Raw genomic sequence first — 21155 nt, forward strand, 5'->3', positions numbered from 1 at the left:
CCGCGAAGCAGCCAGCACAGGTCAGCCGCGGAAATGGCTGGGCGCTACACCACTCCAACGCTGAAAGGCATGCCGGAAACTGGCCGTTTCGCTGAACCCCAGGGTTTCGGCAATGCGGTAGATTGGCATCTGCTCATCGGCCAGCAACTGCTTGGCCCGCTCGAACCGCAGTTCGTCCAGCAACTGCTGGTAACTGCTACCCAGCGCCTGCAAATGCCGGCGCAACGTGCGCGACGAGCAGTTCATCTGCCGTGCCAGCCCGTCCAGCCCTGGCGCGGCGTCCAGTTGTTGCGTAAGCAACTGGCGAATCCGCCCCAGCCAGGCCTGGCGACCCGTGAATTCCAGGTTCAGGCGCCGGCAGCGTTCACTCATGGCTTTGTGGGTGATCGGGTCAGCCAACGGCAGCGGCGTATCCAGCCAGCGCCGCTCGAAGGCAAAGGCATTGTCTTGCGCCGCAAACACCACTGGGCACTGGAACGCACCGGCATAGCGTGCATGGTAGTCAGGCCGAGGGTGCTCGAAGCGTGCCTCCAGCAGCGGCAATGGGCGGCCAAGCAGGTCGTCACAGATGACTTTCAGCGAAACCAGGCAGAACTCGGCATTGAAAGCGCTCAATGCCGGGTTGTCGTGGTACTCGCTGGCGCTGAACCAGATGCGTTGGCCATCGTCGCGCAAGCGCAGCGAGAAGACTGTTCCCAGCAGTGCCGGATACTGAAGCGCCAGGCGCAGGGCGTCACCCAAAGTGGCACTGGAGAGCAGGGCGTAACCGAGCATGCCATAGCACGACACATGCATGCGCTGGCCCAGCTCCAGGCCGATGTCTTCCCGCCGGGCCACGGCGTTGGCACACACTTGCAGTTCCTGCTGTGTGGTGATGCGCGCGTCGGCGTGCCCCAGGTCTGCCGGGCCAATGCCGCTACCGGCGAGCAGCGCCGAAGCCTCAGCACCGTCTGCCTGGAAGACGTTGAGTATCAGCGAAACCGCGTTGAGGGTGGTCAGGTGGCTGTGCAGCATGCTGGGTAATCCCGTGGGCCTGGAACACATTATGGAGCAAGTTGTGTGCCGATATTCAAAGGCGGCTGTGCAGCCCCTTTGCGGCGCCAGGCCGCTCCCACGCCTACCGGTGTAGGCAGGGCACGCGCCTGCGCAAGCCAGCAGGCAAAAAAAAGCCCGGTGCATAAGCCCGGGCTTGGAAAGGTTGAGAGGTGTCTAGTCCCTTAACCTGGTGAGACAGTGTGCAGCAGCCGGTTACGCCTTCAGCGGAACCAGGCGTGGCGCGATCATGTTTTCCGGACGCAGGATGTCGTTGAGCATCGCTTCGTCCAGCAGCTTCTCTTCACGCACCAGTTCCAGCACGCCGCGGCCGGTTTCCAGGGCAACGCGGGCGATACGGGTGGCGTTTTCGTAGCCGATGTATGGGTTCAGGGCGGTGACCAGGCCGATCGAGTGTTCGACCAGCTCACGGCAGCGCTGCTCGTTGGCGGTGATGCCGACGATGCAGTGCTCGCGCAGCATGTCCATGGCGCGTTGCAGCAGGCGGATCGAGTCGAAGATCTTGTAGGCGATCAGCGGCTCCATGACGTTCAGCTGCAGCTGGCCACCTTCGGCAGCAACGGTCAGGGCCAGGTCGTTGCCCATGATGGCGAAGGCGACTTGGTTGACGGCTTCCGGGATAACCGGGTTGACCTTGCCTGGCATGATCGAACTGCCTGGCTGACGCGCTGGCAGGTTGATTTCGTTGATGCCGGTGCGTGGGCCGCTGGACAGCAGGCGCAGGTCGTTGCAGATCTTCGACAGCTTGACCGCGGTGCGCTTGAGCATGCCGGAGAACAGTACGAAGGCACCCATGTCGGAGGTGGCTTCGATCAGGTCGGCAGCCGGTACCAGCGGCTGGCCGCTGATGATTGCCAGGCGTTGTACGGCCAGGGCCTGGTAGCCAGGGTCGGCGTTGATGCCGGTGCCGATGGCGGTACCGCCCAAGTTGATTTCCGTCAGCAGCTCCGGCGCCAGCGAGCGCAGGCGCTGCAGGTCTTCGGTCATGGTGGTGGCGAAGGCACGGAATTCCTGGCCCAGGGTCATCGGCACGGCGTCCTGCAGCTGGGTCCGGCCCATCTTCAGTACGTGGTCGAATTCCTTGCCTTTGGCGGCGAATGCCTGGATCAGGCTTTCGAGGCTGGCCAGCAGGGCATCGTGACCCAGCAGCAGGCCCAGGCGAATGGCCGTCGGGTAGGCGTCGTTGGTCGACTGCGCCATGTTCACATCGTTGTTCGGGTGCAGGTACTGGTACTCACCCTTCTGGTGGCCCATGGCCTCCAGCGCGATGTTGGCGATGACTTCGTTCGCGTTCATGTTGGTGGACGTACCGGCGCCACCCTGGATCATGTCGACCACGAACTGCTCGTGGTAGTCGCCCTTGATCAGGCGGCCGCAGGCGGCGCTGATGGCAGCATGCTTGGCATCGCTCAGGTGCCCCAGCTCACGGTTGGCGTCGGCAGCAGCCTGCTTGACCATCGCCAGGCCCACTACCAGTTTCGGGTAGTGCGACAGCGGAACACCGGAGAGGTGGAAGTTGTTGGCAGCGCGCAGGGTCTGGATGCCGTAGTAAGCATCGGCAGGTACTTCCAGGGTGCCCAACAGATCTTTTTCGACGCGGAACGATGCAGCAGCGGACATGATGTATATCATCTCGATGTTGACCCGGCACATGCCGGAATGGCGCCAATCCTAGGCCTTAAGGGGATTTTGCGGCCAATGCTGTTGCACGCTAACCTATGCACAAACGGCATAGTGATTCATGTGACGCCAATCGAAATTCGAGCGTGTTCCATTTTGGTGCACGACGGGAGATGTGCTTCGTGAACCTTGAAAGCAAATGGCTGGAAGATTTCAGTGCGCTGGCCGCCACCCGCAGTTTTTCCCAGGCGGCAGAGCGGCGCTTCGTCACCCAACCGGCCTTCAGCCGGCGTATCCGCAGCCTTGAGGCAGCGTTGGGCCTGCAACTGGTCAACCGTTCCCGCACGCCGATAGAGCTGACCGAGGCCGGGCAGCTGTTTCTGGTTACGGCGCGCACGGTTGTCGACCAGTTGGGCGAAATTCTCCGCCATTTGCATCACCTTGAGGGTGGCCAGGGGGAGGTCATTCAGGTGGCTGCAGCGCACTCGTTGGCGTCGGGCTTTTTCCCGCGTTGGGTGGCACAGCTGCGTAATGACGGCCTGAATATCGCCACCCGCCTGGTTGCGACTAACGTAGGGGATGCCGTGCATGCACTGCGCGAGGGCGGCTGCGACCTGATGCTGGCGTTCTACGACCCGGACGCCGCCTTGCAGATGGATGCCGAGATTTTCCCGTCGCTGCACATGGGCAATACCGAAATGGTGCCGGTATGCGCGGTGGGCGCCGACGGCAGACCCATGTTCGACCTGGAAGGTGAAAGTAGCGTGCCACTGCTGGCTTATACTGCCGGGGCCTTCCTCGGGCGGTCGGTCAACCTGCTGCTGCGCCAGCGCAATGTGCGTTATACCACCGTTTATGAAACCGCCATGGCGGACAGCCTCAAAAGCATGGCGCTGGAAGGCATGGGCATCGCCTGGGTGCCCCGGCTTTCGATGCGGGGCGAGCTGGAACGCGGTGAGTTGGCGATCTGCGGAGGCAGCCAGTGGCATGTACCACTGGAAATCCGCCTGTACCGCTGCGCCTTGGTGCGTAAGGCCAACGTGCGGTTACTCTGGCGCAAGCTGGAAAATACGCCTGCGCCAGAGTGAGCCTCTTCAGTTACGAAGCGCGTGATCAAGGTGATTGGCGATGGCCGCTCTGTTCTGGTCGCTGTAGCGGTAGCAATTGGCCCGAAGCGAGAAGCGGGCCGGATAGACAAAGGTCTCGCATGGCCATGGGTTGTAGCGTAGCTCTGCTGCCTCGTGAGTGGCGTTCATCAAGTGACCCAGTTCATGCCCCAGGGTGCCATAGCTGGTCATTGAGGCGATCGCGTGGGCATAGCCCAATTTGGCCAGGCCAAGGTGTTCTGCGCCTTCGCTATTGAGGCCGAAACTATCGCGCGTCAGCAAAATCGATTTCTGCCACCTGAACTGTGGATGCGCTGCAGCGCTGAAGACCCTGTGGGTATCTTCTGGAGGCATCTGGCGATAAGGAATATCGGTAATGCCTGCAACATCACGCTTGAAGATGACCTCAATTGAGTGATTGCTGATTCTGCGCATTTCTTCCAGCCACGGCTGCACGTAGTCTTTATCGATCTGTTTGTCGCTCACATCGGCTAGTTCATCGTGCGGATAGATAGTAACCACCAAGGTTCTCGCAGCCCATGTGGGGGAGGCCTGAAGGGCCATCGTCATGCAAAACAGCAGTGAGGTGAAAAATGGTCTGGCCATCTTTTTCTCCAAGAAGTTTGAACAGGGGTGTTCAATCCTCTTGCAACTGCCGTTACGCGTCGCAGCCGGAAAAAGTTGTCCCGCGAGACAGCTTGCCCTTTTATCTGTCATGTGCTTGCAGGGGTGGGCGGCCCGCCTGCAAGTACGCTACAATCCCGCGCCTTCGGCCACCGGGCCGATTAGAATCCGTATGACAAGCCACGCCGGCCTACCCGCGTGGCTTGTTGCTTTATAGCGCGCCAGAAGGCGCTTGCAGGAGAGGCTCGACGATGAGTGCACTGGTTGGCGTGATCATGGGCTCCAAGTCCGATTGGTCCACCCTTAGCCACACCGCCGATATGCTGGAAAAACTCGGCATTCCCTACGAAGTGAAGGTGGTGTCCGCCCACCGCACCCCGGATCTGCTGTTCCAGTACGCCGAAGAGGCCGAGGGCCGTGGCATCGAGGTGATCATCGCGGGTGCTGGTGGCGCTGCCCACCTGCCGGGCATGTGCGCCGCCAAGACCCACCTGCCGGTGCTGGGCGTGCCGGTGCAGTCGTCGATGCTCTCGGGCGTCGACTCGCTGCTGTCGATCGTGCAGATGCCAGCCGGCGTACCGGTTGCCACCCTGGCCATCGGCCGTGCCGGTGCAGTGAATGCGGCGCTGTTGTCGGCCAGCATCCTGGGTGCCAAATACCCGCAATTCCACGCTGCGCTGAAGCAATTCCGCACGGAACAGACCGACACCGTGCTGGACAACCCAGACCCGCGCCAGGCTTGAGGCTCAACCCATGAAGATCGGTGTAATCGGTGGCGGCCAGCTGGGCCGCATGCTGGCCCTGGCGGGTACCCCGCTGGGCATGAATTTCGCTTTCCTCGACCCGGCGCCGGATGCTTGCGCTGCGCCTCTGGGCGAGCACCTGCGGGCCGATTACGGCGATCAGGAGCACCTGCGCCAGTTGGCTGACGAAGTTGACCTGGTGACCTTCGAGTTCGAGAGTGTCCCGGCCGAAACCGTGGCCTTCCTCTCGCAGTTCGTACCGGTCTACCCCAGCGCCGAAGCGCTGCGCATCGCCCGTGACCGCTTGTTCGAGAAGAGCATGTTCCGCGACCTGGGTATTCCTACCCCGGCTTTCGCCGACATCCTCTCGCAAGCCGACCTGGACGCCGCAGTCGCCAGCATCGGCCTGCCAGCCGTGCTGAAAACCCGTACCCTGGGTTACGACGGCAAGGGCCAGAAGGTGCTGCGCACGCCTGAAGACGTGGTTGATACCTTCGCCGAGCTGGGCAGCGTGCCCTGCCTGCTGGAAGGCTTTGTACCCTTTACCGGCGAAGTCTCGCTGGTGGCCGTACGGGCCCGTGATGGCGAAACCCGCTTCTACCCGCTGGTGCACAACACCCACGAGAGCGGCATCCTGCGCCTGTCGGTGGCCAGCCAGGCACACCCGCTGCAGGCTTTGGCTGAAGACTATGTAGGCCGTGTACTGCAAAAGCTGGAGTACGTGGGCGTGATGGCGTTCGAGTTCTTCGAAGTCGACGGTGGCCTGAAGGCCAACGAAATCGCCCCGCGCGTGCACAACTCCGGGCACTGGACCATCGAAGGTGCCGAATGCAGCCAGTTCGAGAACCACCTGCGCGCGGTGGCCGGCCTGCCGCTGGGCTCCACCGCCAAGGTGGGCGAGAGTGCGATGCTCAACTTCATCGGTGAAGTGCCTGCCGTGGACAAGGTGATCGCCATCGATGGCTGCCACCTGCACCACTACGGCAAGGCTTTCAAGGCCGGCCGCAAGGTTGGCCACGCCACCCTGCGCTGCCACGACATGGCTACCCTCGAGCGCAAAATTGCCGAGGTAGAGGCCCTGATCAGCAACTGATCGAACTTCTACCAGCGGCTTGCCCTCTGAAATGGCAACAAGTCGAAGCGCTGTCTAGGCTTTGGCTTGTTCCATTTTCACTGCAGAGGGATTGCCATGGGCATCATCGGAACCATCTTCATCGGCCTCATCGTCGGCCTACTGGCCCGCTTCATCAAACCAGGCGACGACAGCATGGGCTGGATCATGACCATCCTGCTGGGTATTGCCGGTTCGCTGTTGGCCACCTATGGCGGCCAGGCGCTGGGCATTTACCAGGCTGGGCAGGCAGCGGGCTTCTTCGGCGCGCTGGTCGGTGCCATTGTCCTTCTGGTGATCTACGGGTTCATCAAGAAACGCTGAATACCGGTTAGAATGCTCGGCAATTCCATCGAGTTGCCGAGCATTGTCATGCGTGCCTTTTTTCTCCTGCCCCTGCTGTTGGCCAGTACCCTGGCCCATGCCGAACTGCCTGAAACCGACTGGCTGGAGCTGATGCCCAAGTCGGACCAGAAGGCGCTCGAGCAGATGCCCGAAATCGACCATAACTCGCCGGAAGCCATGGGTACCTTCACCGACAAGGGCGGCCTCAAGCAGAGCAAGGGCCTGCCGGCGGTGATGTATTCCACCAAGACCGTGCCAGCCATGAATGGCAAGGACATCCGCCTGGGCGGTTACCCGGTACCGCTGGAAAGCGATGCCAAGGGTAACAGCACGTTGTTCTTCCTGGTGCCGTACCCGGGCGCGTGCATCCACGTACCGCCTCCGCCGCCCAATCAGCTGGTGCTGGTGCGCTACCCGAAAGGCCTGAAGATCGATGACATCTACACCCCACTGTGGGTCACCGGCAAATTAAAGGTGGAGAAGGTCAGCAATGATCTGGCCGATGCCGCCTATGCGCTGGATGCCGGAAAGGTGAGGGTGGTGGAAGACGCCGACCTCTGAGCCCTCGCCACACAAGGCCGCACCTGCAACGGCACGCGATCGCCAGTAGGAGCAACTGTCTTTCCCAAAATTTGAAAAGCCTGCGCGATTCATTGTGGGAGCGGGCTTGCCCGCGAAGCAGGCGACGCGGTGTCTGGCACCGGCTGCGCCGGTGTTCGCGGGCACGCCCGCTCCCACAAGTGGAACGGTGAATGACAGCTTCTGCTCCTGCTCGTGCTCTAGGCACCTGCGGCATTCAGCTTGTCATTCACCGCTCTCACTGCAGATTCTAATCCCCTCTCAAGACACAAGCGGCCTTGTGTCGCGAAAGGACCGCGCAGCGGTCCCGGGTACTCAAAGCGCTTCGCTAGCCAGCACCACGCCCAGCGAATGACTGACCCCAGGCTTCAACTCCACCAGGTCATCCCACACATTCGCCGTCTCGATGCATAGCATCCGTTGCCAACCCTCATCGGCCATGTCCGGCAGCTCCCTGGCCCGTTCGGTCCAGGGGTTCCAGATAACCGCCGAACGCGAGCCACTGCTGGTCAGGGTTATCCGCCGGTTCCAGTGCGGGTCGACAATGCTCAGCGTTTGCGGGGCGCCGAGGTAGATCCGGTCAGTCTCCCCGGTGAACGTGAGCGGCCCCTGCTGCTGGCGCTGTTGCCAGTCAGCCAAGGTTTCGATGTAACTCAGCCCCTCCACCCCTTCGACCTGGGCCTGGCGCACGTCACTGACCGCAAAGTAGCTGTGCAGGGCTTGGCTGATGGTGACGGGTGCAGTGCCCACGTTGCGACTGGTGAGGTTCAGTTTCAGGTCCGCGCCAAGCGCTACCATCAGTTTCAGTTCGACTGAATGCGGCCAGTCGGGCAGTTGACCCTGCGCTTCTGGCAGCGCGAATTCGATCTGCAGTTGCTGGCCGACTTCCTCGATACCCAGCAATTGCCAGTCTCGAGCGCGCGCAAGGCCGTGGGCAGGCGCCTGCGCTCCGTTGTACATGGCCTGCACAGCCTGGGGGTTACGCTGCAGGTTGCCGAACCACGGCCAGCACACGGGTACCCCGGCGCGCACCGACTTGCCCTTGCCGAAGATGGCCTGGTCGCTCAGCCACAGCAGTGGCGGCTCGCCCACCCGCTGGTAGCTGAGGATCTGTGCGCCCTGCTGGGCGATCAGGAGTTCGGCGTGGTTGCTGCTGATACGCCAGCAGTTCAGTTCGCCATGTTGCTCGGTTACGACCTGGAAGGTTGCCATTGCACTTGTCTCATTGATTGCCAGTGGGCCTTGGACCCGGGCACCTGCAATGAGTTTACCGCCGGCAAGGCTCAGCGACGAGGCACCGAGCGCGTGCGGCCGCTGCCGTCGATGGCGACGAAGACGAATACCGCCTCGGTGACCTTGCGCCATTCGCTGGACAGCGGGTCGTCGCTCCACACTTCGACCATCATCTGGATCGAGCTACGGCCGATTTCCAGGGTCTGGGTATAGAACGACAGCTGCGCGCCCACGGCGACCGGCACGAGGAACGCCATGCGGTCGATGGCCACGGTGGCTACCCGGCCACCGGCGACACGGCTGGCCATGGCAGTGCCGGCCAGGTCCATCTGGGCGACAAGCCAGCCGCCGAAGATGTCGCCAAACCCATTGGTCTCGCGCGGGAGTGCAGTGATCTGCAAGGCCAGGTCGCCCTGCGGGATAGGATCTTCTTGTTCGAGCTCAATCATGCGATGGGGCCTCTGACCCGTGACGCTTTCGTTGGTGTGGCGCGAGGGCCGGGTAAACGATTCAGCTTGAAACATACTACGCCGATTTCGTTTCACTGGGCGGCCGTAGGGAAACTCTGCGAAACCGCCTGACAATAAAGACCGGCGTTTTCGCACAACATCCCACGTTAGGCGCAACCTTTTCCTACGAGTTGCCAGTATATAGAGCATAACGGCCAGCGACGACCGCACATTCGTGAATATCTGTAGGGTTTTTGTAGCGCTATCAGCACGCCTCGGCAATTTGCTATCTTCGCTGGTCTCCCAATCCAGAAGCCGCGCGCCCAGCGGCCTGCATGCCCTATAAAGAGAACAACCAGCGATGACTTCCGTGCCGAGCAGTATCGAGCAGCCCTCGCGGCCGCTGACCCGCAGTGACTACAAGACCCTCTCACTGTCCGCACTGGGCGGGGCGCTGGAGTTCTACGACTTCATCATCTTCGTGTTCTTCGCCACGGTGGTCGGCAAGCTGTTCTTCCCGGCCGACATGCCCGAGTGGCTGCGCCTGATGCAAACCTTCGGCATCTTCGCGGCCGGATACCTGGCGCGGCCGCTGGGCGGCATCATCATGGCCCACTTTGGCGACCTGCTCGGGCGCAAGAAGATGTTCACCCTGAGCATTTTCATGATGGCCCTGCCGACGCTGATCATGGGTCTGCTGCCAACGTATGCCCAGATCGGCATGTGGGCACCGATCCTGCTGCTGCTGATGCGGGTTATCCAGGGCGCTGCGATCGGAGGGGAAGTGCCGGGCGCCTGGGTGTTCGTTTCCGAGCACGTACCGGCGCGTAACACCGGTTACGCCTGCGGCACCCTCACGGCCGGCCTGACCTCGGGCATTCTGCTGGGGTCGCTGGTCGCCACGCTGATCAACACGGTCTACAGCCCTGCAGAAGTCGCGGATTACGCCTGGCGCATCCCCTTCCTGCTGGGTGGCGTGTTCGGCCTGTTCTCGGTCTACCTGCGCCGCTGGCTGCACGAAACGCCGGTATTCGCCGAGATGCAGCAGCGCAAGGCCCTGGCAGAAGAGCTACCGCTGCGTGCGGTGCTGCGCGACCATCGTGGCGCGATCATCTTGTCGATGCTGCTGACCTGGATGCTGTCGGCGGCCATCGTCGTGCTCATCCTGATGACCCCGGCGCTGTTGCAGAGCATCTACCACATCAGCCCCACCGACTCGCTCAAGGCCAACAGCCTGGCCATCGTACTGCTCAGCTTCGGCTGCATCAGCGCTGGCAGCCTGGCGGACCGATTTGGCGCGGGCCGAGTGTTCGTGATTGGCAGCCTGTTGCTGCTGATAACCTCCTGGAGCTTCTACCATAGCTTGCCAACCCGGCCCGAGTTGCTGTTCCCGCTGTATGCGGTAACCGGCCTGTGCGTGGGAGTGATCGGCGCGGTGCCTTATGTGATGGTCAAGGCGTTCCCGGCGGTGGTGCGCTTCAGTGGGTTGTCGTTCTCGTACAACGTGGCCTACGCGATCTTTGGCGGGCTGACGCCGATGGTGGTGACGGCGCTGCTCAAGATCAGCCCCATGGCGCCGGCCTACTATGTGGCGGGGTTGTGTGCCGTCGGGCTGGGCGTAGGGGTTTATCTGCTCGCCAACAAACGCTGAGCTGCGCTGGCGGTTGGCGCGGCCCTCAAATGATGGCCTTTAATCCATTTGTCACAATTAGGTCATATCGTGTTCATGCGGCCTGCCGATACTGGGGCCCGTTCCATCCAGCACCCCAATATTCCTGCTAGGAGCAAGGCATGAAACTGAAGCGTTTGATGGCGGCCCTCACGTTCGCCGCCGCTGGCGTTGCAACCGCCAACGCGGTGGCCGCTGTCGATCCTGCGATCCCGACGTACACCAAGACCACCGGTGTTTCGGGCAACCTCTCCAGCGTCGGCTCCGACACCTTGGCCAACCTGATGACGCTGTGGGCCGAGGCCTACAAGAAGGAATATCCGAACGTAAACATCCAGATCCAGGCGGCGGGTTCCTCCACCGCGCCACCTGCGTTGACCGAAGGCACTGCCAACCTCGGCCCGATGAGCCGCAAGATGAAGGACGTCGAGCTGCAAGCCTTCGAGCAGAAGTACGGCTACAAACCGACCGCTATTCCCGTTGCCGTCGACGCCCTGGCCGTGTTCGTGCACAAGGACAACCCGATCAAGGGCCTGACCATGGCGCAGGTCGATGCCATCTTCTCCTCGACCCGCTTGTGTGGGGGCAAGGCCGAGGTCAAGACCTGGGGTGATGTAGGTGTGACCGGCGACCTGGCCAACAAGCCGATCCAGCTGTTCGGCCGCAACTCGGTTTCCGGCACCTATGGCTACTTCAAAGAAGAGGCCCTGTGCAAAGGCGACTTCAAGCCTAACGTCAACGAACAACCCGGTTCGGCTTCGGTCGTGCAGTCGATCAGCTCTTCGCTCAACGGCATCGGTTACTCGGGCATCGGCTACAAGACAGCCAGCGTCAAGACCGTAGCCCTGGCCAAGAAAGAAGGCAGCGCGTTCGTTGAAGACAACGAAGCCAACGCCCTGAACGGCACCTACCCACTGTCGCGCTTCCTGTACGTGTACGTGAACAAGGCGCCGAACAAGCCACTGGCGCCGCTGGAAGCCGAGTTCGTCAAGCTGGTGCTGTCGCAGGCTGGGCAGCAGGTGGTGGTCAAGGACGGCTACATCCCGCTGCCGGCCAAGGTCGTCGACAAGACCCTGGCAGATTTGGGCCTGTCCCATGCCGGTAGCGTTGCCAAGCAGTAAGTGATTGCAGGGGAGGCCGGTGCCACCGCCCGGCCTCTCCCCCGAATTCCCGGCCCGAAGCCAGGTAACCTGTGCGGCGGGCTTTCGCGCGTCACCATTTTGTAATGTTTTTGTCACACGGGACCGCTAGGGTGTGCGCATGAATGATCTGGCCAACTCCAACATGACCCAAAAACCCCAGCCCGTGCGCATTGATTTCAATACGCCCGAGTTGCAACGCAAGCGCCGCTTGCGCGCGCTCAAGGACCGCCTGACCCGCTGGTATGTGCTGGTGGGCGGCCTTGCCGTTTTGGCCGCCATTACGTTGATCTTCTTCTACCTGGCTTATGTAGTGCTGCCGCTGTTCCAGGGCGCCGAGCTGACGCGCAAGCAAGCCCTGCAGCCAACCTGGCTGCAGCAGGATGCCGGCAAGCCGCTGATGATCGCGCTGGAAGAGCAGAACCTGGTGGGCATGCGGGTTTCGGACAAAGGCCAGGCGTTGTTCTTCGATGCCAAGACCGGCCAAGCGCTCAAGCGCATCGACCTGCCGGTACCCGCCGGTACCCAGGTCACTTCGATCGGGGCCGACCAGCCGGGCAGCCCGCTGGTGGTGCTGGGCCTGTCCAACGGTCAGGCGCTGGTGTTCCACCACGCCTACAAGATCACCTACCCGGACAACAAAAAGGCGATTACCGCCAGCATCGACTACCCCTACGGCGAGCAGCCATTCGTGCTCGACGAGCAGGGCCGTGCGTTGGAGCACGTGAGCGTCAATGCCAACGGTGACACCCTGGTGCTGGCCGGCTCCACCGGTGCGCAACTGCAGGTGCTGGAGTTGACCCGTAGCGAGAACATGCTGACCGAAGAAGTCACCACGGAGCAGAACCGCATCGTCCTGCCGCAGATGACCGAGGTGGTGAAGAACATTTTCATCGATCCGCGCCAGCACTGGCTGTACGTGATCAACGGCCGGGCCACGGCCGACGTGTTCAGCCTGCGCGACAGGAGCCTCAACGGCCGCTATAAACTGGCCGACAGTGCCGACACCGAAGTGACCGCCACGGGGCAACTGGTGGGTGGTATTTCGCTGATCGTCGGTGACTCCAGGGGCGGCCTGGCCCAGTGGTTCATGGCCCGCGACCCGGATGGCGAATCGCGCCTCAAGCAGATCCGTACCTTCCAGCTGGGCAAGGCACCGATCGTGCAGATCGACGCCGAAGAGCGCCGCAAGGGCTTCATCGCGCTGGACGCGAACGGCCAGCTTGGAGTGTTCCACAGTACGGCGCACCGTACGCTGCTGGTCGAACCCGTCGCCGAAGGCCCGGGCATCCTGGCCCTGTCGCCGCGTGCCAACCGTATCATCATCGAACAAGGCGGCAAGCTGCTGCCGCTGAGCCTGCGCAACCCGCACCCGGAAATTTCCTTCAGCGCGTTGTGGGGCAAGGTCTGGTACGAGAACTACGACGAGCCTAAGTACGTCTGGCAGTCGACCGCTTCCAACACCGACTTCGAGCCCAAGCTCAGCCTGTCGCCGCTGACCTTCGGTACCCTCAAGGCCGCGTTCTACGCCATGATCCTGGCAGCCCCGCTGGCGGTCGCCGCCGCCATCTATACCGCTTACTTCATGGCCCCGGGCATGCGGCGCAAGGTCAAGCCGGTGATCGAACTGATGGAGGCGATGCCGACGGTGATCCTCGGTTTCTTCGCCGGCCTGTTCCTTGCCCCCTACCTGGAAGGTCACCTGCCGGGGGTCTTCAGCCTGTTCCTGCTGATGCCGTTCGGCATTCTGCTGGTGGGCTTCGCCTGGACCCGCCTGCCAGAGGCGATACGCCTGCGTGTACCTGACGGCTGGGAAGCGGCGATTCTGATTCCGGTGATCCTGCTGATCGGCTGGTTCGCCCTGGCCATGAGCCCGTACCTGGAAAACTGGTTCTTTGCTGGCGACATGCGCCTGTGGATCACCAACGATCTGGGCATCACCTACGACCAGCGCAATGCCCTGGTGGTCGGCATCGCCATGGGCTTCGCGGTCATCCCCAATATCTACTCCATCGCCGAAGACGCCGTGTTCAGCGTGCCGCGTAGCCTCACCCTGGGCTCGCTGGCGCTGGGCGCCACCCCCTGGCAGACCCTGACCCGTGTGGTCATCCTCACCGCCAGCCCGGGCATCTTCTCGGCGCTGATGATCGGCATGGGCCGCGCAGTGGGCGAAACCATGATCGTGCTGATGGCCACCGGCAATACGCCGGTGATGGAAATGAACCTGTTCGAGGGCATGCGCACCCTGGCCGCCAACGTGGCCGTGGAAATGCCCGAATCGGAAGTCGGCGGCAGCCACTACCGCGTGCTGTTCCTGGCCGCGCTGGTACTGCTGATGTTCACCTTCGTCATGAACACCTTGGCCGAGCTGATTCGCCAGCGTCTGCGCAAGAAATACTCGTCGCTTTGATAGAAAGGTAGCGATCCGTGAAAAAGGATTCCCTCAAAGGCTGGTTCAAGAGCGGCGCCCCCGGTGTGTGGATGAGCGGCGGCGCAGTGGCCATGGCGGTGATCATGACCGTTGGCCTGCTGGCGGTCATCGCCGTGCGCGGCCTGGGCCACTTCTGGCCGGCCGACCTGGTGCAGGCCACCTACCAGGTGCCGGGCCAGGCTGGCCAAGTGGTGATTGGCGAAGTGGTGCAGCAGGAGGACGTGCCGCGTGCCCGCCTCAAAGGTGCCGGCTTGCCGGTACCGGACCAGGGCCCGGAGTTCATGAGCCGTGAACTGATCAAGGTCGGTAACCGCGACCTCTATGGCAGCGATTTCACCTGGGTGGTCGGCGATTGGCTGGTCGACGAGCAGCGCCCGGCCGACCTGATGGCCCTGGAGCGCCGCGAGTGGGGCAACTTCTATGGCTACCTGGTCAGCGTCAAGGAACAGGGCCGGGTGGTTGCCGAAGGCCCGGCTGCCTGGAGCGAGTTGCAAGCGCGGCTCAAGCGTGCCAGCCAGCTCAACGGTGAATTGCAGCAACTGGAGAAGAAAGACATCGGGGCCATCAACCATGGCCTGGAGCGCCTGCGGCTGCATGCCCGCAAGCTGGAGCTGGACGGCAAGCTGGACGCTACCGCCCAGGCGGACATGGACGCCGAGCGCGCCGAACTGAACAGCCGCTACCAGGCTATCGAAGCGCGCCTCGGCGGCCTGCACCAGGCTCTCGCGCGTGACAGCCTGGTGGCCCGCGATGGCAACGGCCGTGAAGTGGAAATCAGCCTGAACAAGGTGGTGCACGCCCTCCAGCCAAACGGCATGTCTGCTTTTACCAAGCTGCGCACCTACTTTGCCAAGGTATGGGAATTCCTGAGCGACGACCCGCGTGAAGCCAACACCGAGGGCGGCATCTTCCCGGCCATCTTCGGTACCGTGATGATGACCCTGATCATGGCCGTGATCGTCACCCCGTTCGGCGTGCTTGCGGCAGTCTACTTGCGTGAATACGCAAGGCAGGGGCCGGTAACCCGGCTGATCCGCATTGCCGTGAACAACCTGGCGGGGGTGCCGGCGATCGTCTACGGCGTATTTGGTTTGGGTTTCTTCGTGTATGTGCTGGGTGGCTCGATCGACCGCCTGTTCTTCCCCGAAGCGCTGCCCGCGCCAACCCTGGGTACACCAGGCTTGCTGTGGGCGTCGCTGACCCTGGCGCTGCTGGCAGTGCCTGTGGTGATCGTGGCCACCGAAGAAGGCCTGGCGCGCATTCCGCGTACGGTGCGTGAAGGCTCGCTGGCGCTGGGTGCGACCAAGGCCGAAACGCTGTGGCGGATTGTGTTGCCCATGGCCAGCCCAGCGATGATGACCGGCATGATCCTCGCCGTGGCCCGCGCTGCGGGCGAGGTGGCGCCGCTGATGCTGGTGGGTGTGGTGAAGCTGGCGCCGTCGTTGCCGGTTGACGGTAACTACCCGTACCTGCACCTGGACCAGAAGATCATGCACCTGGGCTTCCACATCTATGACGTCGGCTTCCAGAGCCCCAACGTAGAAGCCGCGCGGCCGCTGGTCTACGCCACGGCGCTGTTGCTGGTGCTGGTGATCGCGGCCCTGAACCTGTCGGCGGTATGGATCCGCAACCACCTGCGCGAAAAGTACAAGGCGCTGGACAGCTGATTGAAGCTTTAAGCCACAAGCGGCAAGCTCCAAGCAGATTGCCGCTTTGCCCAAACTTGCAGCTTGCAGCTCGAAGCTTGCAGCTACAAACGGAGTCAACCATGCAGAACGAATCCCACACCCACGGCATCGACATGTCTGCCCTGGGCCGCAGCAAGCAGGGCCTGCGCCTGGCCGAAGAAACCGTGGCCATCGAGGTACCGGGGCTAAGCCTGTTCTACGGCGACAAGCAGGCCTTGTTCGATGTCAGCATGAACATCCCCAAGCAGCGTGTGACCGCGTTCATCGGCCCCTCCGGCTGCGGCAAGTCGACCTTGTTGCGCACGTTCAACCGCATGAACGACCTGGTTGACGGTTGCCGCGTACAGGGTGCCGTGAACTTGTATGGCAACAACATCTACCGCAAGGGCGAAGATGTCGCGGAGCTGCGCCGCCGTGTGGGCATGGTGTTCCAGAAGCCCAACCCCTTTCCCAAGACCATTTACGAAAACGTGGTCTATGGCCTGCGCATTCAGGGCATCAACAAGAAGCGCGTGCTCGACGAGGCCGTCGAGTGGGCGTTGAAGGCCGCGGCGCTGTGGGACGAGGTCAAGGACCGCCTGCACGAGTCGGCCCTGGGCCTGTCTGGTGGCCAGCAACAACGCCTGGTCATCGCCCGCACCATCGCCGTGGAGCCTGAGGTGCTGCTGCTGGATGAGCCGTGCTCGGCGCTGGACCCGATCTCGACCCTCAAGGTCGAGGAACTGATCTACGAACTCAAAGCCAAGTACACCATCGTCATCGTGACCCACAACATGCAGCAGGCTGCCCGTGTTTCGGACTACACCGCGTTCATGTACATGGGCAAGCTGGTCGAGTTTGGCGACACCGATACCCTGTTCACCAACCCGGCGAAGAAGCAGACCGAAGACTACATCACTGGTCGCTACGGCTAAGAGCGCCTTTGGCGCAGCTGCAAGCTTCGAGCTGCAAGCTGCAAGATGAAGCGGTTAGCGCGGAGCCAGGGAACGACACGAACCACTTGAAGCTTGCAGCTAGCGGCTAGCAACTTCGCGGAGCGACAGCATGATCAACAAAGAAAGCCTTACCCACCACATTTCCCAGCAGTTCAATGCCGAGCTGGAAGAGGTGCGCAGCCACCTGCTGGCCATGGGCGGGCTGGTTGAAAAACAGGTCAACGACGCGGTCACCGCGCTGATCGAAGCCGATTCGGGCCTGGCCCAGCAAGTGCGCGAGGTTGACGAGCAGATCAACCAGATGGAGCGCAATATCGACGAGGAATGCCTGCGTATCCTCGCCCGTCGGCAGCCGGCGGCCTCCGACTTGCGCCTGATCATCAGTATCTCCAAGTCGGTGATCGACCTGGAGCGCATTGGTGACGAATCGACCAAGATCGCCCGCCGGGCCATCCAGCTGTGTGAAGAAGGCGAGTCGCCACGGGGCTATGTGGAAGTGCGCCACATCGGTGACCAGGTGCGCAACATGGTCCGCGATGCGCTGGACGCTTTTGCCCGCTTCGACGCCGACCTGGCACTGTCCGTGGCTCAGTACGACAAGACCATCGACCGGGAGTACAAGACCGCCCTGCGTGAACTGGTGACCTACATGATGGAAGACCCGCGCTCGATTTCGCGGGTACTGAGCGTGATCTGGGTGCTGCGCTCGCTGGAACGTATTGGCGACCATGCACGCAATATCTCCGAGTTGGTGATCTACCTGGTCCGCGGTACCGATGTGCGTCACATGGGCCTCAAGCGAATGACTGCAGAAGTGCAGGGCACCGCGCCCGCCGATGGCGAAAAGGCTAATGTTCCTGGTGAATCTGACGATAAGTAAGGTTGCCCCCGAGCAGCGACGCCCGGCCTTGGCCGGGCGTTTTCGTTTACGGCCGAGAGCCGGCAGGCACCCGCGAACGATCGGATGAACGCCCGGCGTTACCAGGTGGTAGCAAGTAGCCAGTATTTGGCAGTAGGCTAGTCGGGTTCAGAAGGAGTTTCGATGAGTAAAGTGAATGTGCTGGTCGTGGATGACGCCCCGTTTATCCGCGACCTGGTCCGCAAGTGCCTGCGCAGTGCCTTCCCGGGGATGGCGATCGACGATGCCGTCAATGGTCGCAAGGCCATGGCCATGCTGGCCAAGGAGGCGTTCGACCTGGTGCTGTGCGACTGGGAAATGCCCGAGATGTCGGGCCTGGAACTGCTCACCTGGTGCCGCCAGCAGCCTGCGTTGAAGCACCTGCAGTTCATCATGGTGACCAGCCGTGGCGACAAGGAAAACGTCATCCAGGCGATCCAGGCCGGTGTTTCCGATTTTGTCGGCAAGCCATTCACCAACGAGCAGTTGCTGACCAAGGTGAAAAAGGCCCTGACCAAGATCGGCAAGCTCGACAGCCTGACGGCCATCGCCCCGGCGCGCGCCAACCCGGCGTTCGCCAACGATTCCTTGAGTGCGCTGACCGTCGGCAAGCCGGAGGCGGTAAAGGTTGCAGCGCCGGCACTGGCACCGGCTGCTGCCAGGCCAGCGGCCAAGGCGCCCACGCCGGCCGCGGCCACCCCGACCGGTCGGGGGCAAGGGCAACTGCGCCTGGCCGATGGCATGCAGCCGTGCGTGATCAAGGCGTTAAGCCTGAAAGAGGCTCTGCTGGTGGTACGCCGCGGCGATGTGCTGCCACAGGTGCTGGAAGGTGCAGTGTTGGACCTGGTGCAAGGCGAAAGTGCCGAAGTCGCCCGCCTGAACGGCTATCTGCACGCCGTCGCGGCGCTGGAGCCCAAGCCGGACAGCGACTGGCTGCAACTGACCTTCAAGTTCGTCGACCAGGATGCGCAGAAGCTCGATTACCTGTCGCGGCTGATTGCCCGTGGCACCGCGCAGAAGCATTTCACCCCAGGGGCCTGAGCCATCCGACCAACTGCAACACTTGCCGTTAAACCTGCTGCTAGTCTTCGACAGACCTCAACTGTCAAAAAGCCACTATCATGCCCGGGCGCCTGCTGCTGTTCTGTGCACTTTTCATGGCCTCGGCGTCGAGCCTGGGTGTGACCCTTTACAAGAGCACCGACGAGTCCGGTGTCATTTCCTATTCCGACCGCCCCGGCCCTGGCGCCAGGCCGTTGAATTTGCTTGAGCCCATGGTCGAAACGCTCGAAGGCCAAGTGTTCCTGAACGCGAAAGTGTTCAACGGCGGTGTGAGCTTTTCGGCACGCAACCAACTGCATGTTCCGGTCGAGGTCGAGCTGCGCCTGGACAACCTAGTGAACGCCCAGGGCGGTGATGCCCCGCGTATCGTGCGCCGGCTGCTGCCACCGGGCACCACGCAAATGCTCAGCGTGCTGAGGGGGCGGCCCGGTTTGTTGCTGAATTACCGCTCGACCCTGCTGCAGGCCATGGGTGACCCGGGCAAGCGGCCGCAGGGCTTCCGCTACGGGTTCGCGTGGCTTGGCGGGCCATTCCGCGTGACCCAGGGCCCCAATGGCCGTGTCAGCCATTTCGGGCCTAAGGGGCGCTATGCCATGGATATCGCCATGCCCGAAGGCACCACCATTATCGCGGCGCGCGAAGGGGTGGTGGTGAAAACGCAGAATAGCCAGAGCGGGCGCGAGCCCAACCCGTCGGGCAACTTTGTCAGGGTGCTGCACTCGGACGGCACCATGGGCGTCTACCTGCACCTGATGCGCGACTCGGTGGTGGTGAAGGAGGGGCAGCGGGTGCGCCAGGGGCAGATGCTGGCCAAGTCGGGCAATACCGGCAACAGCACCGGGCCACACCTGCATTTCGTGGTACAGCGCAACGTAGGCTTGGCGCTGGAGTCGATCCCTTACCGGTTCGACAGGCCGCTCAGCGGCTTGCCGGACTTTACTGCGGGTAACCCTTGAGAGCGTCGGGCCTGCTTGGCAGGCCATCGCTACACAAGGCCGCGCCTACAGGTATACGCAAATCCAGAGGGGCTGCGCGGCAGCCCCATGGCCATCAATCCAGCTTGAGCACTTTGGCCAGCACGATCTTCGGCCCTTTCATCTTCTTGATGATGATCCGCAGCCCTTCGACTTCCAGCACCTCTTCTTCTTCAGGCACGCGCTTTAGCGTCTCGTAGACCAGGCCAGCCAGGGTTTCCGCCTCGATGTGGTCAAGGTCGACCCCAAGCAGGCGCTCCACCTTGAACAGCGGCGTGTCGCCACGGACCAGCAACTTGCCCGGCTGGTAGGCGAGGATGCCGCGTTCGGTCTTGCGGTGCTCGTCCTGGATATCGCCGACCAGCACTTCCAGCACGTCTTCCATGGTGAGGTAGCCGATCACCTTGCCATCGGCTTCTTCGACCAGCACAAAGTGCGCACCACCCTTGCGGAACTGCTCCAGCAACTGGGCCAGTGGCATGTGGCGCGATACGCGCTCAAGCGGCCGGGCGAGGTCGTCCAGGTCGATGGCTTCGGGCAAGTGCTCCAGCTCCGCCAGCTCCAGCAGCAGGTCCTTGATGTGCAGCAGGCCGGTGAATTCCTCGCGCTCGGCGTCGTACACCGGGTAGCGGCTGAACTTGTGGCGGCGCACCAGGGCCAGGATCTGCTTCAGCGGCGCATGGGCGTCGATGGTGACCATGTCTTCGCGCGAGTTGGCCCAGTCGACCACTTCCAGCTCGCCCATTTCCACGGCCGAAGCCAGCACGCGCATGCCCTGGTCGCTTGGGTCCTGGCCACGGCTGGAGTGCAGGATCAGTTTCAGTTCTTCACGGCTGTAGTGGTGCTCGTGGTGCGGCCCCGGCTCGCCCTGGCCGGCGATGCGCAGGATGGTGTTGGCGCTGGCGTTGAGCAGGTAGATGGCCGGGTACATGGCCCAGTAGAACAGGTACAGCGGTACGGCAGTCCACAGCGACAGCAGCTCCGGTTTGCGGATGGCCCAGGATTTGGGTGCCAGCTCACCGACAACGATGTGCAGGTACGAAATGACGAAGAAGGCGACGAAGAACGACACGCCTTTGATCAGTTCCGGTGAGTCGACGCCGAAATACGCCAGCAGTGGTTCCAGCAGGTGGGCAAACGCCGGCTCACCGACCCAGCCCAGGCCCAGCGAGGCCAGGGTGATACCCAGTTGGCAGGCTGACAGGTAAGCGTCCAGCTGGTTGTGCACTTTACGCAGAATGTTGCCGCGCCAGCCATGCTCTTCGGCAATGGCCTCCACCCGGGTGGCGCGCAGCTTGACCATGGCGAACTCTGCAGCAACGAAGAAGCCGTTGAGCAGCACCAGCAGGAAGGCAAAGATGATCATGCCGAAATCGGCGAATAACGAACTGAGGCTGATACCAGGGGAAGGGTCCATGATGGAGTTTTTACGGGGTCCGTCTTAGAAATGGAGAGAAAAAAAGTGCCAGCTCTTGCTGGCACAGGGGATCCAATGT

19 protein-coding genes are annotated in these 21155 nt (G+C 62.3%); 13 read left to right on the top strand and 6 right to left on the bottom strand.

All coding sequences use genetic code 11. The features are described 5' to 3' along the window. Positions 1-21 precede the first annotated feature (21 nt). On the bottom strand, positions 22-1014 hold the full coding sequence (locus B3361_RS15605; protein WP_054904325.1) for an AraC family transcriptional regulator: 993 nt from the start codon (positions 1012-1014) through the stop codon (positions 22-24). A gap of 234 nt (positions 1015-1248) precedes the next feature. Continuing rightward, positions 1249-2673, bottom strand: a complete 1425-nt coding sequence (gene aspA, locus B3361_RS15610; RefSeq protein WP_029886441.1) for an aspartate ammonia-lyase — start codon at positions 2671-2673, stop codon at positions 1249-1251. Between the two features lie 182 nt (positions 2674-2855). Here aspA and B3361_RS15615 point away from each other — a divergent pair, with 182 nt between their 5' ends. Beyond that, positions 2856-3761, top strand: a complete 906-nt coding sequence (locus tag B3361_RS15615; protein ID WP_161891645.1) for a LysR substrate-binding domain-containing protein — start codon at positions 2856-2858, stop codon at positions 3759-3761. A 6-nt stretch (positions 3762-3767) separates the two neighbouring features. On the opposite strand, the gene B3361_RS15620 is transcribed toward B3361_RS15615, so the two are convergent. After that, complete coding sequence (locus tag B3361_RS15620) at positions 3768-4385, bottom strand: hypothetical protein (RefSeq protein ID WP_009684499.1); 618 nt, start codon at positions 4383-4385, stop codon at positions 3768-3770. Positions 4386-4654: 269 nt separating this feature from the next. Here B3361_RS15620 and purE point away from each other — a divergent pair, with 269 nt between their 5' ends. The 4 genes from purE (at position 4655) to B3361_RS15640 (ending at position 7163) form a co-directional block, all read left to right on the top strand. Continuing rightward, complete coding sequence (gene purE, locus B3361_RS15625) at positions 4655-5146, top strand: 5-(carboxyamino)imidazole ribonucleotide mutase (protein ID WP_009684500.1); 492 nt, start codon at positions 4655-4657, stop codon at positions 5144-5146. 10 nt (positions 5147-5156) lie between these two features. Beyond that, the gene (locus B3361_RS15630; protein ID WP_029886439.1) at positions 5157-6239 is read left to right on the top strand and encodes a 5-(carboxyamino)imidazole ribonucleotide synthase; all 1083 of its coding nucleotides are present in this window, start codon (positions 5157-5159) and stop codon (positions 6237-6239) included. Positions 6240-6335: 96 nt separating this feature from the next. Then, the gene (locus B3361_RS15635) at positions 6336-6581 is read left to right on the top strand and encodes a GlsB/YeaQ/YmgE family stress response membrane protein (RefSeq protein WP_009684502.1); all 246 of its coding nucleotides are present in this window, start codon (positions 6336-6338) and stop codon (positions 6579-6581) included. 48 nt (positions 6582-6629) lie between these two features. Then, positions 6630-7163 (top strand): DUF3299 domain-containing protein, encoded by a 534-nt coding sequence (locus tag B3361_RS15640; protein WP_029886438.1) that lies wholly within the window; start codon positions 6630-6632, stop codon positions 7161-7163. A 333-nt stretch (positions 7164-7496) separates the two neighbouring features. Here B3361_RS15640 and B3361_RS15645 read toward each other — a convergent pair whose 3' ends face one another. Continuing rightward, complete coding sequence (locus tag B3361_RS15645; protein WP_054904326.1) at positions 7497-8393, bottom strand: D-hexose-6-phosphate mutarotase; 897 nt, start codon at positions 8391-8393, stop codon at positions 7497-7499. 71 nt (positions 8394-8464) lie between these two features. Beyond that, a complete protein-coding gene (locus B3361_RS15650; RefSeq protein WP_003253317.1) occupies positions 8465-8863 on the bottom strand; it encodes an acyl-CoA thioesterase in 399 nt (132 codons plus the stop codon). A 361-nt stretch (positions 8864-9224) separates the two neighbouring features. Here B3361_RS15650 and B3361_RS15655 point away from each other — a divergent pair, with 361 nt between their 5' ends. The 8 genes from B3361_RS15655 to B3361_RS15690 all read left to right on the top strand — a co-directional run bounded on the left by B3361_RS15655 (position 9225) and on the right by B3361_RS15690 (position 19641). Beyond that, positions 9225-10514, top strand: coding sequence for an MFS transporter (locus B3361_RS15655; protein ID WP_009684505.1), 1290 nt, complete (start codon positions 9225-9227; stop codon positions 10512-10514). A 140-nt stretch (positions 10515-10654) separates the two neighbouring features. Further along, complete coding sequence (locus tag B3361_RS15660; protein ID WP_009684506.1) at positions 10655-11653, top strand: phosphate ABC transporter substrate-binding protein PstS; 999 nt, start codon at positions 10655-10657, stop codon at positions 11651-11653. Between the two features lie 139 nt (positions 11654-11792). Then, the gene (locus B3361_RS15665) at positions 11793-14081 is read left to right on the top strand and encodes an ABC transporter permease subunit (protein ID WP_154211359.1); all 2289 of its coding nucleotides are present in this window, start codon (positions 11793-11795) and stop codon (positions 14079-14081) included. 71 nt (positions 14082-14152) lie between these two features. Further along, entirely contained in the window at positions 14153-15769 is a 1617-nt protein-coding gene (pstA, locus tag B3361_RS15670; protein ID WP_154211365.1) for a phosphate ABC transporter permease PstA, read from the top strand. A 101-nt stretch (positions 15770-15870) separates the two neighbouring features. After that, the gene (pstB, locus tag B3361_RS15675; RefSeq protein WP_009684509.1) at positions 15871-16704 is read left to right on the top strand and encodes a phosphate ABC transporter ATP-binding protein PstB; all 834 of its coding nucleotides are present in this window, start codon (positions 15871-15873) and stop codon (positions 16702-16704) included. Positions 16705-16834: 130 nt separating this feature from the next. Then, the gene (phoU, locus tag B3361_RS15680) at positions 16835-17605 is read left to right on the top strand and encodes a phosphate signaling complex protein PhoU (RefSeq protein WP_009684510.1); all 771 of its coding nucleotides are present in this window, start codon (positions 16835-16837) and stop codon (positions 17603-17605) included. A 162-nt stretch (positions 17606-17767) separates the two neighbouring features. Then, the gene (locus B3361_RS15685; protein ID WP_286920270.1) at positions 17768-18664 is read left to right on the top strand and encodes a response regulator; all 897 of its coding nucleotides are present in this window, start codon (positions 17768-17770) and stop codon (positions 18662-18664) included. Between the two features lie 80 nt (positions 18665-18744). Beyond that, positions 18745-19641, top strand: a complete 897-nt coding sequence (locus B3361_RS15690) for a peptidoglycan DD-metalloendopeptidase family protein (protein ID WP_054905390.1) — start codon at positions 18745-18747, stop codon at positions 19639-19641. A 94-nt stretch (positions 19642-19735) separates the two neighbouring features. On the opposite strand, the gene B3361_RS15695 is transcribed toward B3361_RS15690, so the two are convergent. Beyond that, complete coding sequence (locus tag B3361_RS15695; RefSeq protein WP_009684513.1) at positions 19736-21076, bottom strand: hemolysin family protein; 1341 nt, start codon at positions 21074-21076, stop codon at positions 19736-19738. Between the last annotated feature and the right edge of the window lie 79 nt (positions 21077-21155).

This window comes from Pseudomonas sp. UBA6699, assembly GCF_002454615.1.
GTDB lineage: Bacteria > Pseudomonadota > Gammaproteobacteria > Pseudomonadales > Pseudomonadaceae > Aquipseudomonas > Aquipseudomonas juntendi.